Origin of the sequence: Roseibium porphyridii (assembly GCF_026191725.2) — a bacterium.
Classification (GTDB): Bacteria; Pseudomonadota; Alphaproteobacteria; order Rhizobiales; family Stappiaceae; genus Roseibium; species Roseibium porphyridii.
This window is the reverse complement of the sequence record NZ_CP120863.1, coordinates 4,744,012-4,759,259: the sequence shown is the minus strand read 5'-3', so window position 1 is coordinate 4,759,259 and position 15,248 is coordinate 4,744,012. Positions and strand designations below refer to the sequence as shown.

The window sequence follows — 15,248 nt, the reverse complement described above, 5'->3', positions numbered from 1 at the left end:
CAGGAGGCGGTGTCAGTCAACGGAAAAGGTGTATTCGAAAAGCCGTTCGATCGGGTCAAGCGGTTTGGGATCGCGGTAGCGGTTGATATCCAGCAGGCCGGCTTGAAGAGTGTCCTGGGCATTAAGGCTTGCCTGGGCCAGATCAAGCATGCTCCAGAAATCCGGGTCGGTGCGCCGGATGCCGAACCGCTCAACAACGCTTAAATATTCCCGTTGCGTTCGAATGCCCTTAACGGCATCCACGAAGGCAGACACTTTGGTGTCTGGCACCTTGAAGATGAAATTCGGATAGCTACTGAACTGGCCCGGAAGAACGGTCAGGCTGTCATTTTCAGGGTCCCTGCGAAGATCCTCATTAAAAATAAATGCGACATTACTGTGGGCCTTGTCATGAACAAGCGTGAAGACCTTCGTTGCGGCATCCGTTTCCACCAGCAACAATGCGATGTCCGGTAGAAATTTGGCAAAAGGGGCCGGGGTCGCGGCAAGTGGGCGCAATCGACCCTCGATTGTCTCGTTCGTGGCACATTGATCGGCTGAACACCGGTTGATTGGATCAGCGACGGGCCAGAGTCGCGGTTCGATCTTCAAAAGCTCGGTCAGGAATTCGCTCTTGGGTTGACCTGTTTGAAAGCCAATTCCCGTCGGTGAAGAGGTATCAAGCTTGCGTTCCTTCCATCGGTCTACCAGCGAAACCAGGGGGCCCTGATACCAACTCTCATGAAGGGGGTCACGCAGGTCGCGGGGCAGAAACGCCAGAAAATTACGCTCTCCTTCACGGCGCAGGCTGTCCATATAGATCCGCGTCGTCAGCTGATGTTCGACATTGCCGAAGACATCAAAGCCGGCCACCAGATTGTAATAGATCCGTTCAAAAAGCGGAAAATCGATCACCCAGGCAGTTTCCGGAACGGCACCGCTAAACCCGGGAACGACAGACGCGGAGGAGAAGTTTCTAAAAACGGTCAACCGGGCATCGATGTTGTTTCCGTCACCGCCCCAGATGTCCTGGTAGGTTGGCCCACCATTTTGCGCAGCCTTTGCCGCGTAGTGGGCTTGGCGCAATTCCTGGTACTTGATAGGGCCGAGCGTGAGGAAGCTTTTCAATCGGTCCGAGATCTTGCCTTCAACCTTAGCAAGCGGCAGTTCAAGGATCGGAATGGCTTCGTCAAGATAGGCGGGATCGGTTACCGACAGGTCCGCATCCGGGGCGAGAAACGCCACCCAGAATCGGTCCTCGATGACATTGACAGCAACCTGGCCGTAGCAGACCGGACCACGAATGAAGGACCGGACGAAGTAAAGTGCATCGTCGAGCAGAAACTGATAGCGACTGCGGGCTGGAATGGCCCGGAAAGTGGACAGCGGATTTCCACCTGCATCGATCGAATAAGGCGGAAGCGCGTCAATTTCCCAATCGCTTTCAAGGAAAAGATCTCTATAGCGCTCCAAACGCTTCGGACCGATTTCGTAAACGATGTGCTCCTTGTGGAGGATCGTGTCATTGAGAGGAACGAGCCTGTAGGAGAAGTCACCACCTGGATCGTCAAATGGTCGCCGCGATGCAATTTCGTCCGGTGGTTCTCCAGCAGGCGTCCGTGAACGGATAAGTCGAAAGAAAGTCCTCGACGTGTCGCCTTCCAGATGCAGGTGAGCCAGAAAAAGGTGCTCATAGATATAGCGAGCGGACAGTTTTGACTTCAGTTGCCCGTTGTTCAGGAAGGCCTCGATCGTTTCGATGTGATCGAGTGTTGTTTTTGGCAGGACAGTTGCTGTCTCGTCTGACGGCGCACCATCCATCGCCCATGAGAGCAGCCTTTGATAGTCCGCTTCCGGGAGGGGAGCTGTTGCAAACGGCATTCCGCCCAAGGGGTGGTCATCCAGATAGTCGCCGATTTCTGACGGCATCGGACAGCTGTTCTTTCGAAGCGGGCTGATGTTCAGCCGATCGGGCAAGGCTGCACCGAGCGTAAAATCGTTGTTGCGTCCCGCGCGCAGCAATTGTTCAAGAACCGACGGCCCTTTGTTGCTATCTGCGACAGCAAAGAAGTCCTTTTGCCGCCATTCGGGAACGGCCCTTGCATCAACCCCGAGGCGCGTCATGGGGGCATCGTCAAGCCGTGTTGAATCATAGACCTTTGTTTTGCTCGCTCCTCTAACCCAGCCGTCAGGAGAGGAAAGCTTGAGCTGGCATGGCGCGTCATAGCAGCCGTGGCAGACAACACAGCGTTTGTTCAAAACATCCTGAATGGCAATTTTCGACGTACTTGTCTGTTGTCCCTGGGCCAGTGCTCCTGCAAGCGGGATTACCATTGGAAACGCAACCAGAACCACGAACTTTGGAATTAATGCGTTCAGGTAACGGAAACAGATCTCGATCATCTGGGGACTACCCGTCGTTATCATCCATACGCGGTCGTGTTTTGCGCGAGGGATCATCCGGGCCCTTGTATCCGATCAGATAAGCCCAAGCTGCATAACCAGTGATCGCACCGATAATATAGACCCAGGTTATGTTCCCAAGATAATACTCCATTCCGGCCCAGGCTCCGCAAAAGAGAACCAGCAGGATCCTTCTCCAGAGTGGATCAAACCAGGGATGCTCAACAGGTCCAAGCACAGTTTTGCCTTTCCTTTGGATTAAAACGCAACGGGCGTCGCCCGTATGTCGTTAAGGGAGCCTCAAGAGCTTGCAAAATCAAGCAAAACCTGAGCCGACTACCTCTATTTCATCTTGAAAATGGTCGCTGAACGAGAGATGTTGACGTAAGTTGAGGCGCTACAACCAACCCGTATTCAAGAGGAGCCTGCGTTCGGACATGCTGACAGCGCTCGACCTCCTGACGGCAAATGACGACCCTGGCAAGCATGCGCCTTCCTACTACGCGGCAACAGCCAACAGGCAGACATCACATGCACCGCTGGAAGGCGCGCGCACTTGCGACGTCTGTGTGATTGGTGGCGGTTATACTGGTCTGTCCGCTGCTCTTCATCTCGCCGAGCGCGGACAAAAGGTGATGTTACTGGAGGCCAACCGCGTCGGGTGGGGGGCCTCAGGCCGCAATGGTGGACAAGTCGGGTCCGGACAACGTGTCGAGCAGACTGTTCTGGAAGCCCGACACGGAAAGTCTCACGCCCGATTGCTATGGGATCTGGCCGAGGAGTCCAAGGCGCTTGTGAAGCAGCTGATCGTGCGCCACCAGATCGCCTGCGACTACGCGCCGGGTATTTTGCACGCGGATCACCGCAAGAGCTTCCTTGAGGAGAGCCGGGACTATGTCGAGCATCTCCGTTTCCAATATGGCTACGAGGACATCCGGTACATTGGTCCTGAGGAAATCGGAGAGCATGTCGGCAGCCCAAAATATTTTGGCGGCACACTCGATCAGGGTGCCGGTCACCTTCACCCTTTGAATTTTGCGCTCGGACTGGCCCGTGCCGCAGAGGCTGCAGGGGCAGTTCTTTTTGAAGAAACCAGAGTGACAGAAATTGAAAGCAGCGGACAACCGCGCGTACTGGTTAAAACAGAGCGCGGCGAACTACGCGCGGACAATGTCATTCTGGCTTGCAATGGTTATCTCGGCCGTCTTGAGCGCAAGACGGCAGCTCACGTGATGCCGATCAATAACTTCATTATCGCAACCGAGCCCTTGGCGGCCACGGAGGCTGAACAGATCATTCGCGGCAACCTTGCCGTTGCCGACAGCAAGTTCGTCATCAACTATTTTCGTCTGTCCAGCGACAAACGTCTTCTCTTCGGCGGAGGCGAAAACTACGGCTACCATTTCCCAAAGGACATCAAATCGTTCGTACGCGCACCCATGCTCGAGATTTTTCCTCAACTTGAGGATGTCGGCATCGATTATGGTTGGGGTGGCACACTCGCAATCACACCGAAACGGATGCCTTATTTTGCCCGGCTGGCGCCGAACATGTTCACCGCCTCAGGCTATTCCGGACACGGCGTTGCGATGGCAACGCTTGGCGGTCAGATCCTTGCGGAAGCCGTCAGCGGTATTTCAGGACGTTTTGACGTATTTGAAAAGCTTGATGTTCCCGCGTTTCCGGGAGGCGACAAGCTTCGCTTTCCGTTACTTGTTCTAGCCATGACCTGGTTTTCATTGCGCGACAGACTGGGTATTTGAAATGGACATCAGACCCTTCCCAGCTCAAACAGATGACCGCCGAACACTTGGAAGCTATTGGGAGGTCAGCGTCCCCCAACCCAGACAGGACCGGAAACTTCATGGCAATGCCCTCTTCGACGTTGCTGTCATTGGTGCCGGGTTTGCAGGCCTGAGCGCTGCCTTGCGCCTCGCCGAAATGGGGATCTCGGTGTGTGTTCTTGAAGCTGAACATGTCGGCTTTGGCGCGTCGGGCCGTAATGGCGGTTTTTGTTGTCTTGGCGGCACGAAACTCGATGCACGACAGCTGGTCAATAGGTTCGGTCTGGAAGAAGCGCGCAAGTTTCTGGCCTTCCAGGTGGCCGGTATCAATCTTGTTGCGCAGCGTCTGGACAGCTGGGGTGTTGATGCCGACCGTCATTCAAAGGGCGAGATGTTATTGGCGCACAGAGCGAAGGACGTTGCTGACCTCAAGTCCGAAGCTGAGTTTCTGAAAGCCAATTTCGGTATCAGAACCAGATTTTTGTCTCGTGAAGAATTGTTTGAACAAGGTTACGGCGGGCCGTCATTTCATGGTGGACTACATGTGCCTTACGGCTTCGCCCTGAACCCGATGGCCTACGTACAAGCGCTTGCTGACCGGTTGCGCAGAGCCGGGGGGAAAATTTTCGGCAAAACGCCAGTCGGTTCAATTGACCGGGACACCGACCGTTGGCGCCTTGAAACAAAAAACGGGTACGTGCGCGCCAAGAAAGTTGTGCTCGCCGGCAATGGATACTCAGATGAAACCGTCCCGGCTTGGTTGCATGGGCGCACGATGCCGGTCATGTCGTCCATTCAGGTCACGCGACCCTTAAGCGAAACAGAGTTGGCAGAACAGGGCTGGACCTCCGACACGATGGCCGCCGATACTCGGATACTTCTTCACTATTTCAGGCTCTTGCCCGACAAAAGGTTTTTGTTTGGAACACGCGGCGGCATAAATGAAGATGCGTCCTCGATAAAGGCCATGCAGAAGCGCGCGCGCGCGGATTTCGAAAGTATGTTCCCTTCCTGGGCGAATGTTCGATCAGAGTTCAGCTGGCACGGTCATATCTGCATCGCGCGCACCCTGACGCCGTTTGTTGGAGAGGTTCCGGGTCTCGATGGTGTTTACGCCGCCATGGGCTGGCACGGAAGCGGCGTCGCCATGGCGTCAATTTCGGGCGAGAAACTTGCCGGGCTGATATCGGGAAAGCTGCGCCAGGAGGATTTGCCTGCCGCGCTGCAAAGACCCTTCACAAGGTTTCCCATTCCAGCGCTCCGCAAACTTTACCTACAGGGTGCGTATTGGCTTTACGGCTTGAAGGACAGGTGACCAAGTTGGCTGTGATCCGCGCTGCAAGGAAGTCTGACACGAACGCTGTCAATTCGATCTGTTTGCGAACGGGAAACGCGGGCAAAGACGCGACAAGCCTATATCAGGACCCGGATTTGATCGGCTTGATCTATGCAGCCCCTTATCTTTTCGGTGATGACGCGCTCTGTCTAGTCGCTGAAGATGAAGAAGGTGTCTTAGGTTATGTGGCAGGTGCGACGGACAGCCGATCTTTTGAGCACCATTTGGAAATGAATTGGTGGCCCGAGTTGCGTAAGCGGTATGCTGAGCCGCAAGGTGATCCGGCTAAGTGGACGCCAGATGACAAGCGCATAAATTTTATCCACCATCCGCGACCGGTTCCAGGTGACATTGTGCTGGCCTATCCTGCGCATATTCACATGAATTTGCTGCCTCAAGCGCAGGGACGGGGGATCGGCAGTCAGTTGCTGGCGTCCTGGGTGGCCAGCGCAACGGAAAAGGGTGTCCGCGCAGTGCACGCAGGTGTAAGCGCAGCCAATCAAGCTGGTTTGAATTTCTGGACTGCGCGTGGATTTGACCCGGTTCGTGAAGACCCGCATGGCGGCTCGCTTGGCACGATCTGGTGTGGCCGAATTCTTTAGGCACGATTGTTCTGCATCAAGGCCCGGTCTGGGAAGTTTTTCGAATATGCATACAACCCTGAGGAGGTTGTCATGGCCGCAACATCAAAACAGCAATTGCTCGATCTCACCGCCAAGGAATGGCAAAAGCTTTTGAAGATCCTTGATGAGCTTCCTGCGATTTTGCGTCTTCAGAAAGACGAAGATGAAACCTCGCCGAAAGATATCATCGGACACAGGGCGCATTGGATCGAACTGTATCTCGGCTGGTTCAGAGATGGGCGTGCGGGCAAGGAAGTTTACTTTCCGGCGAAGGGATACAAGTGGAACGAGACCAAGCGCTACAATGCCGACTTGAGGCAACAGCAGGCAGGGCTCACTTGGGACGCGGCACGATCCATGCTTGAATCCAGCAATGCCGAGTTGCTTGCCTTGATCGAAAGCCTGTCTGAAGAAGAGCTTTATGGCGGCCCAATGAAGGGCGCGAACAACAACTGGACGACAGGGCGCTGGGCCGAAGCCGCAGGTCCCAGCCACTACAGGTCCGCAGCCAAGTATCTGCGCCAGAAAATGCGCGCCGCCACGGTCAAGTAACGCTTTATGGGTCGGCAACATAGCGTCCGAGGGGCTTAGTGCCTTGCCGGACAGATCAATGCATCTTAGCTGAGAACTACCGAATGTTCTGATAGGTGCATTGATGGCCCATGGTGATTTTGTCTGGTGTGATCTCTCGACGTTTCGCTCTGAAGTTACCAAGAGCTTTTATACGGCCGTGGTCGGCTGGGACTATGTTCGTGACCGGCAGCCAAACGGAGATCCCTATTTCATTGCTGCAAGCAGAAACCGTCAGCAAGCCGGATTATTTGATATGCCGGCGAAGTTCCGGGAGATCGGACTGCCAAGTTTCTGGATGTCCTATATCGAGGTCTCGAACATAGAAGACACCGTCGCACGTGCAGAAGAATTCGGTGGCAAAATTGAACTCAAACCCACGCCTTATCTCAAAACGTCGCGCATTGCTCTTATCCGGGACCCGTTGGGAGCTGGTTTTACGGTAATTGAGAAGCCTGCCTTGCCTGTCAGAGATGATGTGGCCGGTGCTGGAAGCATGGTTTGGAATTCTCTTTACGTCTCCAATGCCGCTGCTGTCATTCCATTTTATGAGGCCTTGTTTGGGTGGACCTCTTCGATTGGAGATCAACCGGGTCACTTCACCCTGGAACTGGGGGAGCGGCATATCTCGGATGTTGTCGAAGTTCCCGAAGACATTCGCGGAGCGTCTGAGTTCTGGGGTGTTTTTATCGGGGTCAATGATCTGAATGTCGCCAAAGACGCGGCTAAGCATACTGGCGGCAAAGTCCTTTATGAAACACCGGAGGATCGAAGTGTGCTCATCCAGGACCCTGATGGTGCGGCCTTGTTCCTGCGGGAAACCGGCGCGGATGCCAGGCACTCCGGGAAGCAGAAAGTCCGTGAAACTGCAGGTTTGAAGTGGAAGACCCTTCTGGCACTTGCCATCTAGTGGATCGCTGTCGTCTTTGAGGTCTATTTGGTCTGGGGCATTCTCTTCCTGCTGTGGGTCATTCCAGCGTTAAAGTCTGGAGAAACATATCTGGTCGAACCAATCAGGAAACTGGAACATCCGCTTCTCTATTGGGCGCTTGTTTCCACCTGGATTATTCTGAGTGTCGTGACGATCGCATACGGTCTTTGGCCTGCAACCCCTTAGTCGGAATTGCCTTCCAATCGCCGGACCACAGCAACATTCACTTCGCTCCAGATCTCAAAACCGAGTTTCCGATAAAGTGCGATCGCGCCCTCATTGTCCGCATAAGAATGAAGGAAAGGGGTGTCGCCACGCTCCCGAATTTTGGATGCGACCCAAATTGACAGTTCGGATGCAAGGCCACGTCCTCGAAAGTCCGGATGTGTGCAGATGCCGCTGATCTCGGTATAGCCATCGAGATTGAGGCGCGTTCCGGCCATCGCCGCAAGACGGCCATCCAATTTGACACCGTAAAACTGCCCGAGTTCCGGTGTGCGCTTGGTGAACGGACCCGGTTTCGTCAGTTCGGCAAGGCTGACCATCTCGTCAATGTCCGGCTGTTGCAGGGAAACAATCGTGACTTTTGGAGCTGCTTCCGGTTGAGGGGTCTTTTCAGTCATCAAAACGCCGAGTGCCGTCATCTCGATTTCCAAGTCGGATGGCAGAGCGATTTCATCAGCCTGAAGCAAATAGACAGGTGGGTCTTTGGGCGACATGAGACTGGCAAGTGCTGCAAGCGCTTCGGGTGAATTGTCCCTGGATGCTGCAAACGGAGACACGTCCGGATCGAACCTCAACGCAAGGTCCTCGCCACGCGAAAACTGGTTTTGGCGAGATGTCAGAGCCGACCAGACGACCCGATTTAACAGAGCGTTCATATCATCCCTCGCAGTTGCGGCTGGTGCATAGCTCATAATGTTGTGCTGTCTGATCCCATCTTTTCAGAACTGTTCGGGCAGCGTCCGGCACGTAGGAACGTTCGTAGTCCTGCCCCAGAAACGCGATGATGTTATTTCGTGATCGAAAACTCATGACCGTGATGAATTCGATCTCCGATTCCAGGTCACGTTGAAGAACTTCAATACCTAGGTAGCCGGGTATCGACTTTGCTTCGATCCCGGGAATGACCACACTCGTCAGGATTTCGTAATAGGCCTCTGCATTATCCGGCGTTGTCCAGCCATGCCATATGCGTTTGATCATTCGCTTTCCTCCGATTTCCGCATGGTGTCCCAGTCTGGAAAGGGCGGGGGAGGGTGTCGGTCGGCAAGTGCAAGCTCAGACAGTGTCTGTTCAAGTTGGGACAGCTGTTCAAGAAACGAACCATGCAGCTCACGGCAGGCGTCTTCCACGGCCAGAGTGACTGCGGGCCAATGTTGTGCCTTGAGTTTTTCGACCAGTTTGCTGCCATCTGTGGTCAGCTCAATGGTGCTGACCCGTTTGTCGGTCTGATCAGGTCGAGGCTCAACCAGGCCTGCACTTTTCATCTTCTTGATCATGCGCGTGATGCCGGGTTGGCTTTGTCCAAGAGACTTGGCCAGATCACCGATGCTCATCGGCCCATGCAGATCCAGGGCTGCCAGAACCGGGTTGTATGGCGTTGGTAAATCTTCGCCGGCAAGCGATATCGCGAGCTCCTGGGTCTGTGACTGAAGCTTTTCACCAATCCTCTTCAATCGGCTGCCAAGCGTTGCATATCCTAGGGTGCGGACAATGTCTTCGACCATAAACGCCTCCATTTATATAACAAGATATATAACTAATTATTTTTTTCAATAGTTGACACTGTTTTACATTGAATATAACTAGAGAGTTATGGAACAAGTTGGTTATATAAAAGAGGCTACGCAACTGGACACCGTCTTTGCCGCCCTTGCGGATCCGACACGCAGGGCGATCCTGACGCGGTTGGCGAGCGGTGAAGCGTCGGTCAACGAGATTGCTGCTCCGTTTGAAATGAGCCAGCCGGCAGTTTCAAAACACCTGAAGGTCTTGGAACGGGCCGGACTGGTCATGCGTGGTGCAGACAGACAACGCCGCCCAGCGAGGCTGAACGCCGCGCCGATGAAGGAGGCGATTGCCTGGTTGGAAGAATTCAGGAAGTTCTGGAGCTCAAGTTTCGACCAGCTCGATGATCTTCTGAACGAGCTTAAAAACACCGATGAGTTAGGGAGTTAGGCAATGGCAATGCCGGAATTTATACTTGAAAGACGTTTCAACGCGCCTCGAGACATGGTTTGGCGGACCTGGACAGAGCCTGAATTGCTAGCTCGTTGGTATGGGCCGGGTGTGGAAACGGTCGTGCACAAACTGGACGTCCAGCCGGGAGGCCTCTGGCTGAATGAAATGAGGTTTGGTGAAAACTCTCACTTTCAGCGCGTGGAATATACGGAAGTCGTTGCTCCTGAAAAGCTGGTGTGGCTTCACTCGGTCTCGGATGGCGACTGGAACGTGGTTTCAAATCCGATGATGCCGGACTGGCCAAAGGTGTTGCTGACAACCGTAACCTTTTCGCAAACCGGAGATCATACGGACGTTCGACTGGTCTGGACGCCACATGAGGCGAATGAAGCGGAGATTGCCTGTTTTGCCAGCGCGATCAGCGGACTCGACAAGGGGTGGGGCGCAGGTATGGATCTGCTCGCGGAAATGTTGGCAGAAATGCAACGCAAAGGCTGATCAAAAACGGTTGTCGCGCAGAAACACGTGCTCGACATCATCTTCATCCAGACTTCAACCAGATCAGGATCGCTTTTCCTGGTCTGGTTTTTCGTTCTGTAGGTGCTGTGCCCAGGTCATTGACCACGTGCCAAAAGGCTCCAGCATACCGAAGAGTTCCAGACCCAGCGGTGTCAGCTGATACCCTCGCTCGCCGCGCTCGATGAGCAAACTGGCTCTCAGTTCCTTGAGTCGACGGTTGAGCACAGTCGGTGACACGCTCTCACACCGGTCCTGCAGTTCTCTGAAGGTCATCGGTCCTCCCGAAAGCTGCCAGATGATGCCCAGCGCCCAATTGCGTCCGAGGAGGTCAAAGAGTGCCATGATTGGCTTGCCGGAACGCGAGCCGCGCACGGGTTGGCCTGGTTGAGGTGATGATACAGGCAATTTACCCTCTTGCTATCTTTTGTGTAGCGAACTAATGCTACGTAAAAGATAGCACGCGGATAACTACCATGCTTGGAATTGTTGCGGCTTCAACCGCTCTTTTTGCCTCTATTGGGTGGGCAAGTGGAATTGTGTTGGCACAGATGCCAGCCAAAGCGTTGGGCGCGTTTGAGTTTACCCGCATTCAGCTGATATTCTGCGCAGCTCTGATGGCGGTGCTGAGCAGTTTGTTCGACCTCTGGCCGAGCATTGACTGGCAACACTGGCCAGCCTTTTTGGTCAGCTCACTTGGCGGAATTCTGCTTGGAAATCTCGCGATGATCGAGTGCCTGCGTCGTGGCGGGCCGCGTCTCACCGAGCTGCTTTTGTGTTTGAAAGCCCCCGTGGTCGCCGGGCTCGCCTATTTCTGGATAGGTGAAACAATCGGGCCAGTGGATTTATTGGGTGGTGTGCTCATTCTTGCCGGTCTCGTGATAGCCATTCGTTTTGGCAGCCAGGCTGAGAGGGAAGAGGGCGTTGCTGGAAAGCGTTTGTTGAGTGTTGTGTTACTGGGGCTATTGGCAGCAACTCTTCAAGGGGCGGGTTTTCTCGCGGTTAAACCAGCGCTGACCGCTGGTGCTGAGCCAGTCGCGGTAACTGCCATTCGGCTTCTGGGAGCTGCAGCCGTGATCTCACTGGCGAGTATCTGGCCCTCTCAGGCCGTGAGGGCGGATACGGAAACCTCGCCCTATCTTCTTTTCAGAACGATCCTGCCCGGCGTCATCGGATACGGGATTTCATCGTCGCTGCTGCTATATGCCTTCGCCAATACACAGGCAGGAGTTGCCGCAGTGCTGGGGTCGCTTTCGCCCTTGTGCGTGTTGCCGATCCTTTGGGCAACAAAGGGAAAAAGGCCTGGCCTGGAAGCGATGGCAGGAACCGCAATCGCTGTCATAGGCACTGCAGTTATCGTGCTCTATTGACCGCCAACATGAAAATGCCGCCCAGACGGCGGCATCTCCGATCGCTTGCACCTATTGGCGAAGGTTTCGTTTCGGTCTCAGTCGAATTCCGGACCGCGGGCCCGATAAGGTGTGATTTCCTTCCAGGCTTTCATGAGCGTTTCCAGCTCTTCGTCATTGTGAGGCGGCATCACGATCTGCAGCTTGACCAGAAGGTCGCCATGGCCACCGGTCTTGGTTGGAAGACCCTTGCCTTTCAGTCGCATGGTTTTCCCACTGGAGGCGTTTTCCGGGATTGTCAAATTGACCGCACCCGTAAGTGTCGGAGTGCGGACTTTTGCTCCCAGAACCGCCTCATAAAGCGCCAGCGGCAAATCAAGATGCAAATCCGAGCCTTTCACTTCGAACAGCGGATGTTGGCGAAAGCGGATTTCGACCATGGCATCGCCGGCAGGCCCGCCATTCTCACCTGGATGTCCTTGTCCCTTGAGACGGATCTTTTCACCCTCGACGACCCCTTTGGGCAAGGTCACATTCACGGTCTTGCTATTGGGTAGCGTGACCTGCGTTTTGCCGGAGTTGACGATATCCTCGAGCGATGCACGCGCGATGATTTCAGCGTTTTTGCCTTTGGCTTTAGGGGCGGATCTGGTTTGCGCGCCTCCGGCGAAACCACCGCCAGGCCCCGCTCCAGCACCGGCGCGACCGCGAGAGCCACCCTTGCCGAAGCTGCCGAAAATGTCGTTCAGAATGTCGTCAAAAGCGCCAGAGCCGCCTGAGTTCTTGAAGCCTCTGGACCCGCCAGCAGAGCCGAAGTCCTGATGGCCGGTGAAGCCTTCAAAACCACCGGCGTGGAATTTCTGCTTGCCCTCTGCATCAATCTCTCCGCGATCGAACTGGGCGCGCTTTTCCTTGTCGCCGACAATCTCGTAAGCTTGGTTCACTTCGGCAAAACGCTGTTGTGCACCCGGATCGTTTTTATTTTGATCGGGGTGGTACTTTTTGGCCAGTTTCCTGAAGGCCTTTTTTATGTCGCCCTCGCTGGCGGATTTCGCCACCCCGAGGACGCTATAGGGATCACGCATTCGTCTCACCAGGTTTCTAAAGATTTTCCGGCCTACCAACCCACGCTAAAACGCTCCGGACACAGTGCCTGCTCCGAAGCGTGCGATACCAAGGGGTCAAGTCCAACCGGACTTATCTCTTATATCGGAACGAACAGGTGGAAATTCCAGCCCCGTCCATGTCAGAAGCTCTTTGCTTTTAGCGTCTTTGTTCGAAGGATCAAGCACCTGCGACGGAAAGTGTTGTTACAGCGAATTTCTGCGTCACGTCGCGGCAGGCGGTTCCGGAATAGAGTTTTATACCCGTAATGGTGTTTGCAGTCGTTTTGAACGACAGGCAACCGGTCTCATTCAGGTCGGACGTCACGATGCTGGACAGCGTTCCGGAATTTCCGCTCACTGAATTGAGCCAAGGCAGTGTCAGACCGTTTGTATCTCCGCTTGCAGTCAGGTCAGGTCCGATTACGTCCAGGTTTTCCGCAATAATTGAGCGATCGTCCTGATTGATGTCAGAATAGGCCTCATCTGTTGTGGAGGCGATCGAGCCGGTCAATATCGTAGGGGTGTCAACATTGTTGCTGCCGACAGGGACCGACACCTGGCTGCAACCAGCAACAGCTGCCCCGACCACGAACAGGACGGCGGCAAAGGGCTGGATCTTGATACGCCTGGCAGTATATGAACGCATACGATACATCTATTGGACAGCCCCCACGTGATGGCAGTCTCATGCCGCGCTTCAGGCTGTCGTTTCCTTCGACAGGTACCCATGACAGACCTCAAAGATCCTCATGAAGAGTTAACAAAAGGTGACTTCACCGAAGTCACACAGCCATTTGATCTTTTTTCTGAATGGCTTGAGGATGCCAAGGCGTCGGAACCAAACGATCCGAATGCCTTTGCGCTGGCAACGGTCGACCAAACCGGCATGCCAAATGTGCGGATGCTGTTGCTCAAGGGCTTCGATGAACGCGGTTTCGTGTTTTACACAAATTTTGAAAGCACAAAGGGCAAGGAACTCCTGCAGGCGGGCAAAGCGGCCATGTGTTTTCACTGGAAGTCGCTGCGCAGGCAAGTGCGCATTCGTGGTCCTGTTTCTGAGGTGCCGGCTGATGAAGCCGACGCATATTACCAGTCACGGCCGCGCGGCAGCAGGATTGGCGCTTGGGCCTCCAAACAGTCGCGGCCGCTGGAAAGCCGGTTCGCACTCGAAAAGGAAGTTGCTAAATTCACCGCCAAATTCGGCATTGGCGACATCCCACGCCCGGACCACTGGTCCGGCATGCGCTTGGAGCCTGTCTCCATTGAATTCTGGCACGACCGGCCATTCCGGCTGCACGACCGGGTGCTGTTGACACGAGAGGCTCCCGGTCAGAAATGGAAACGGGAACGGCTATATCCTTGAGGTTTTGGTCGATCCGCTAAAGCAGCTTCTTCCATCGGAAGACAAGAAAGGTTGCCACGATCGAGAGCAGCATGAGCCCGATTGAAAACGGGAAGCCAAGTTCCCACCGCAATTCTGGCATCTTGTCGAAATTCATGCCGTAAATCGATGCGATCAGGGTCGGGGGCAGGAAGATAACTCCGAGGACCGTGAAGATCTTGGAAATCTGGTTCTGTTCCAGCGTGACCAGGCCGACGGTTGCGTCGAGCAAAAACGCCAGCTTGTTGTCCAACGCATCGCCGTGCTCCTTGATGGAATGAATGTCCCGGCCGAACATCTTGACTTCGGCGATTTGGTCTTCGCTCAAATCAAATCGCTTTGCATGGGTGTTCATGTATATGAGCATCCGGGCAAGGCTTGTACAAACATCGTGCATCTTGGTGACGTGAAGGCCGATCTGGCCTAGCTGCCGTATGGCATCCTGATAGCTGGCGGTTTTCCGGGTGTTCAGTCCATCACCGAACACCTGTACAGCGAGTTCGTCATATCGTGCTGATGCCGCTTCCATTTCGTCTGCGCAGCGGTCGACGATGATGTCGAGCATCGCAAACAACACCGCAGGTCCGCGATGGGCGATCGTTCTATCGCTCTGGATTTTGCGAGAGAGCAGGGCAATAGACTTTGGTTCGCCATATCGGACGGTAACCAGGCGTTTCGCGTTGGCCACAAAGGTGACGGACGATAAGGTAGGATCGATTGTGCGGGTGGCGATCGGAAGCTGGGCAGTCATGACAACCGCTCCCGGCTCCAGATAAAGGCGCTCAGACGTTTCGATCGAAGCGATCTCTTCGCGCGTCGGTATTTCCGCTCCCATCAACTTCTCGGCGGCCTTTTGCTCATCTTGTGATGGGGCGACCAGATCGATCCAGATGGATGTTGTTGGCAGCGGCGTGCCCGGAGCAAGTTCTATGCGCTCCAGGCCGTTTACCGAGGGGCAGTAGGCTATGATCATTTAAGCTGTCTCCGCTGGAACACTCATTGCGTCCGGATCAGCGGCAGTGTGCCCAAGTGATCATGCGGCGGCAACCTTGTCTGCCTGTCCCTGATCCTCAGATGAGGATGTTG

General features: G+C 54.6%; 18 protein-coding genes. 9 read left to right on the top strand and 9 right to left on the bottom strand.

Going from position 1 to position 15,248, the window contains the following annotated elements; genetic code table 11:
* Positions 1–12: 12 nt before the first annotated feature.
* Together K1718_RS21880 and K1718_RS21875 are read right to left on the bottom strand one after the other, a co-directional pair.
* Complete coding sequence (locus tag K1718_RS21880) at positions 13–2,382, bottom strand: fatty acid cis/trans isomerase (protein WP_265680860.1); 2,370 nt, start codon at positions 2,380–2,382, stop codon at positions 13–15.
* A 7-nt stretch (positions 2,383–2,389) separates the two neighbouring features.
* The gene (locus tag K1718_RS21875) at positions 2,390–2,620 is read right to left on the bottom strand and encodes a DUF3329 domain-containing protein (RefSeq protein ID WP_209006670.1); all 231 of its coding nucleotides are present in this window, start codon (positions 2,618–2,620) and stop codon (positions 2,390–2,392) included.
* 199 nt (positions 2,621–2,819) lie between these two features.
* On the opposite strand from K1718_RS21875, the gene K1718_RS21870 reads away from it, so the two are divergent.
* The 5 genes from K1718_RS21870 (at position 2,820) to K1718_RS21850 (ending at position 7,605) form a co-directional block, all read left to right on the top strand.
* Entirely contained in the window at positions 2,820–4,145 is a 1,326-nt protein-coding gene (locus tag K1718_RS21870; protein WP_265680861.1) for an NAD(P)/FAD-dependent oxidoreductase, read from the top strand.
* A 1-nt stretch (position 4,146) separates the two neighbouring features.
* Positions 4,147–5,481, top strand: coding sequence for an NAD(P)/FAD-dependent oxidoreductase (locus K1718_RS21865; RefSeq protein ID WP_265680862.1), 1,335 nt, complete (start codon positions 4,147–4,149; stop codon positions 5,479–5,481).
* A gap of 251 nt (positions 5,482–5,732) precedes the next feature.
* A complete protein-coding gene (locus K1718_RS27565) occupies positions 5,733–6,104 on the top strand; it encodes a GNAT family N-acetyltransferase (protein WP_371419589.1) in 372 nt (123 codons plus the stop codon).
* Positions 6,105–6,176: 72 nt separating this feature from the next.
* A complete protein-coding gene (locus tag K1718_RS21855) occupies positions 6,177–6,677 on the top strand; it encodes a ClbS/DfsB family four-helix bundle protein (protein WP_265680863.1) in 501 nt (166 codons plus the stop codon).
* 103 nt (positions 6,678–6,780) lie between these two features.
* Positions 6,781–7,605, top strand: coding sequence for a VOC family protein (locus K1718_RS21850; protein ID WP_265680864.1), 825 nt, complete (start codon positions 6,781–6,783; stop codon positions 7,603–7,605).
* 203 nt (positions 7,606–7,808) lie between these two features.
* On the opposite strand, the gene K1718_RS21845 is transcribed toward K1718_RS21850, so the two are convergent.
* Genes K1718_RS21845 through K1718_RS21835 form a run of 3 tightly spaced genes read right to left on the bottom strand, consistent with a single transcriptional unit; the run spans position 7,809 to position 9,356 of the window.
* A complete protein-coding gene (locus K1718_RS21845; RefSeq protein WP_265680865.1) occupies positions 7,809–8,507 on the bottom strand; it encodes a GNAT family N-acetyltransferase in 699 nt (232 codons plus the stop codon).
* A gap of 1 nt (position 8,508) precedes the next feature.
* Positions 8,509–8,832 carry an antibiotic biosynthesis monooxygenase gene (locus K1718_RS21840; RefSeq protein ID WP_265680866.1) on the bottom strand — a complete coding sequence of 108 codons (324 nt, stop codon included), beginning with the start codon at positions 8,830–8,832 and terminating at the stop codon, positions 8,509–8,511.
* Positions 8,829–9,356, bottom strand: coding sequence for a MarR family winged helix-turn-helix transcriptional regulator (locus K1718_RS21835; RefSeq protein WP_265680867.1), 528 nt, complete (start codon positions 9,354–9,356; stop codon positions 8,829–8,831). The genes K1718_RS21840 and K1718_RS21835 overlap by 4 nt, the downstream gene beginning before the upstream one ends.
* Before the next feature lie 88 nt (positions 9,357–9,444).
* Between K1718_RS21835 and K1718_RS21830 the strand changes: the two genes are divergently transcribed.
* Positions 9,445–9,807 (top strand): ArsR/SmtB family transcription factor, encoded by a 363-nt coding sequence (locus tag K1718_RS21830; RefSeq protein ID WP_265680868.1) that lies wholly within the window; start codon positions 9,445–9,447, stop codon positions 9,805–9,807.
* Between the two features lie 9 nt (positions 9,808–9,816).
* Complete coding sequence (locus tag K1718_RS21825) at positions 9,817–10,308, top strand: SRPBCC family protein (protein ID WP_265680869.1); 492 nt, start codon at positions 9,817–9,819, stop codon at positions 10,306–10,308.
* A 63-nt stretch (positions 10,309–10,371) separates the two neighbouring features.
* Here K1718_RS21825 and K1718_RS21820 read toward each other — a convergent pair whose 3' ends face one another.
* Positions 10,372–10,671: a winged helix-turn-helix transcriptional regulator gene (locus tag K1718_RS21820; protein WP_152504398.1), complete on the bottom strand. Its 300-nt coding sequence runs from the start codon at positions 10,669–10,671 to the stop codon at positions 10,372–10,374.
* A 131-nt stretch (positions 10,672–10,802) separates the two neighbouring features.
* Between K1718_RS21820 and K1718_RS21815 the strand changes: the two genes are divergently transcribed.
* Entirely contained in the window at positions 10,803–11,696 is an 894-nt protein-coding gene (locus tag K1718_RS21815; protein ID WP_265680870.1) for a DMT family transporter, read from the top strand.
* 77 nt (positions 11,697–11,773) lie between these two features.
* Here K1718_RS21815 and K1718_RS21810 read toward each other — a convergent pair whose 3' ends face one another.
* Entirely contained in the window at positions 11,774–12,760 is a 987-nt protein-coding gene (locus K1718_RS21810) for a J domain-containing protein (RefSeq protein ID WP_265680871.1), read from the bottom strand.
* Positions 12,761–12,959: 199 nt separating this feature from the next.
* Positions 12,960–13,427 carry an RT0821/Lpp0805 family surface protein gene (locus K1718_RS21805; RefSeq protein WP_152502954.1) on the bottom strand — a complete coding sequence of 156 codons (468 nt, stop codon included), beginning with the start codon at positions 13,425–13,427 and terminating at the stop codon, positions 12,960–12,962.
* An 81-nt stretch (positions 13,428–13,508) separates the two neighbouring features.
* Between K1718_RS21805 and pdxH the strand changes: the two genes are divergently transcribed.
* A complete protein-coding gene (pdxH, locus tag K1718_RS21800) occupies positions 13,509–14,144 on the top strand; it encodes a pyridoxamine 5'-phosphate oxidase (protein WP_152502953.1) in 636 nt (211 codons plus the stop codon).
* Between the two features lie 16 nt (positions 14,145–14,160).
* Here the strand turns inward: pdxH and K1718_RS21795 are convergent, their stop codons facing one another.
* The gene (locus K1718_RS21795; RefSeq protein ID WP_152502952.1) at positions 14,161–15,135 is read right to left on the bottom strand and encodes a magnesium transporter CorA family protein; all 975 of its coding nucleotides are present in this window, start codon (positions 15,133–15,135) and stop codon (positions 14,161–14,163) included.
* Positions 15,136–15,248 lie beyond the last annotated feature (113 nt).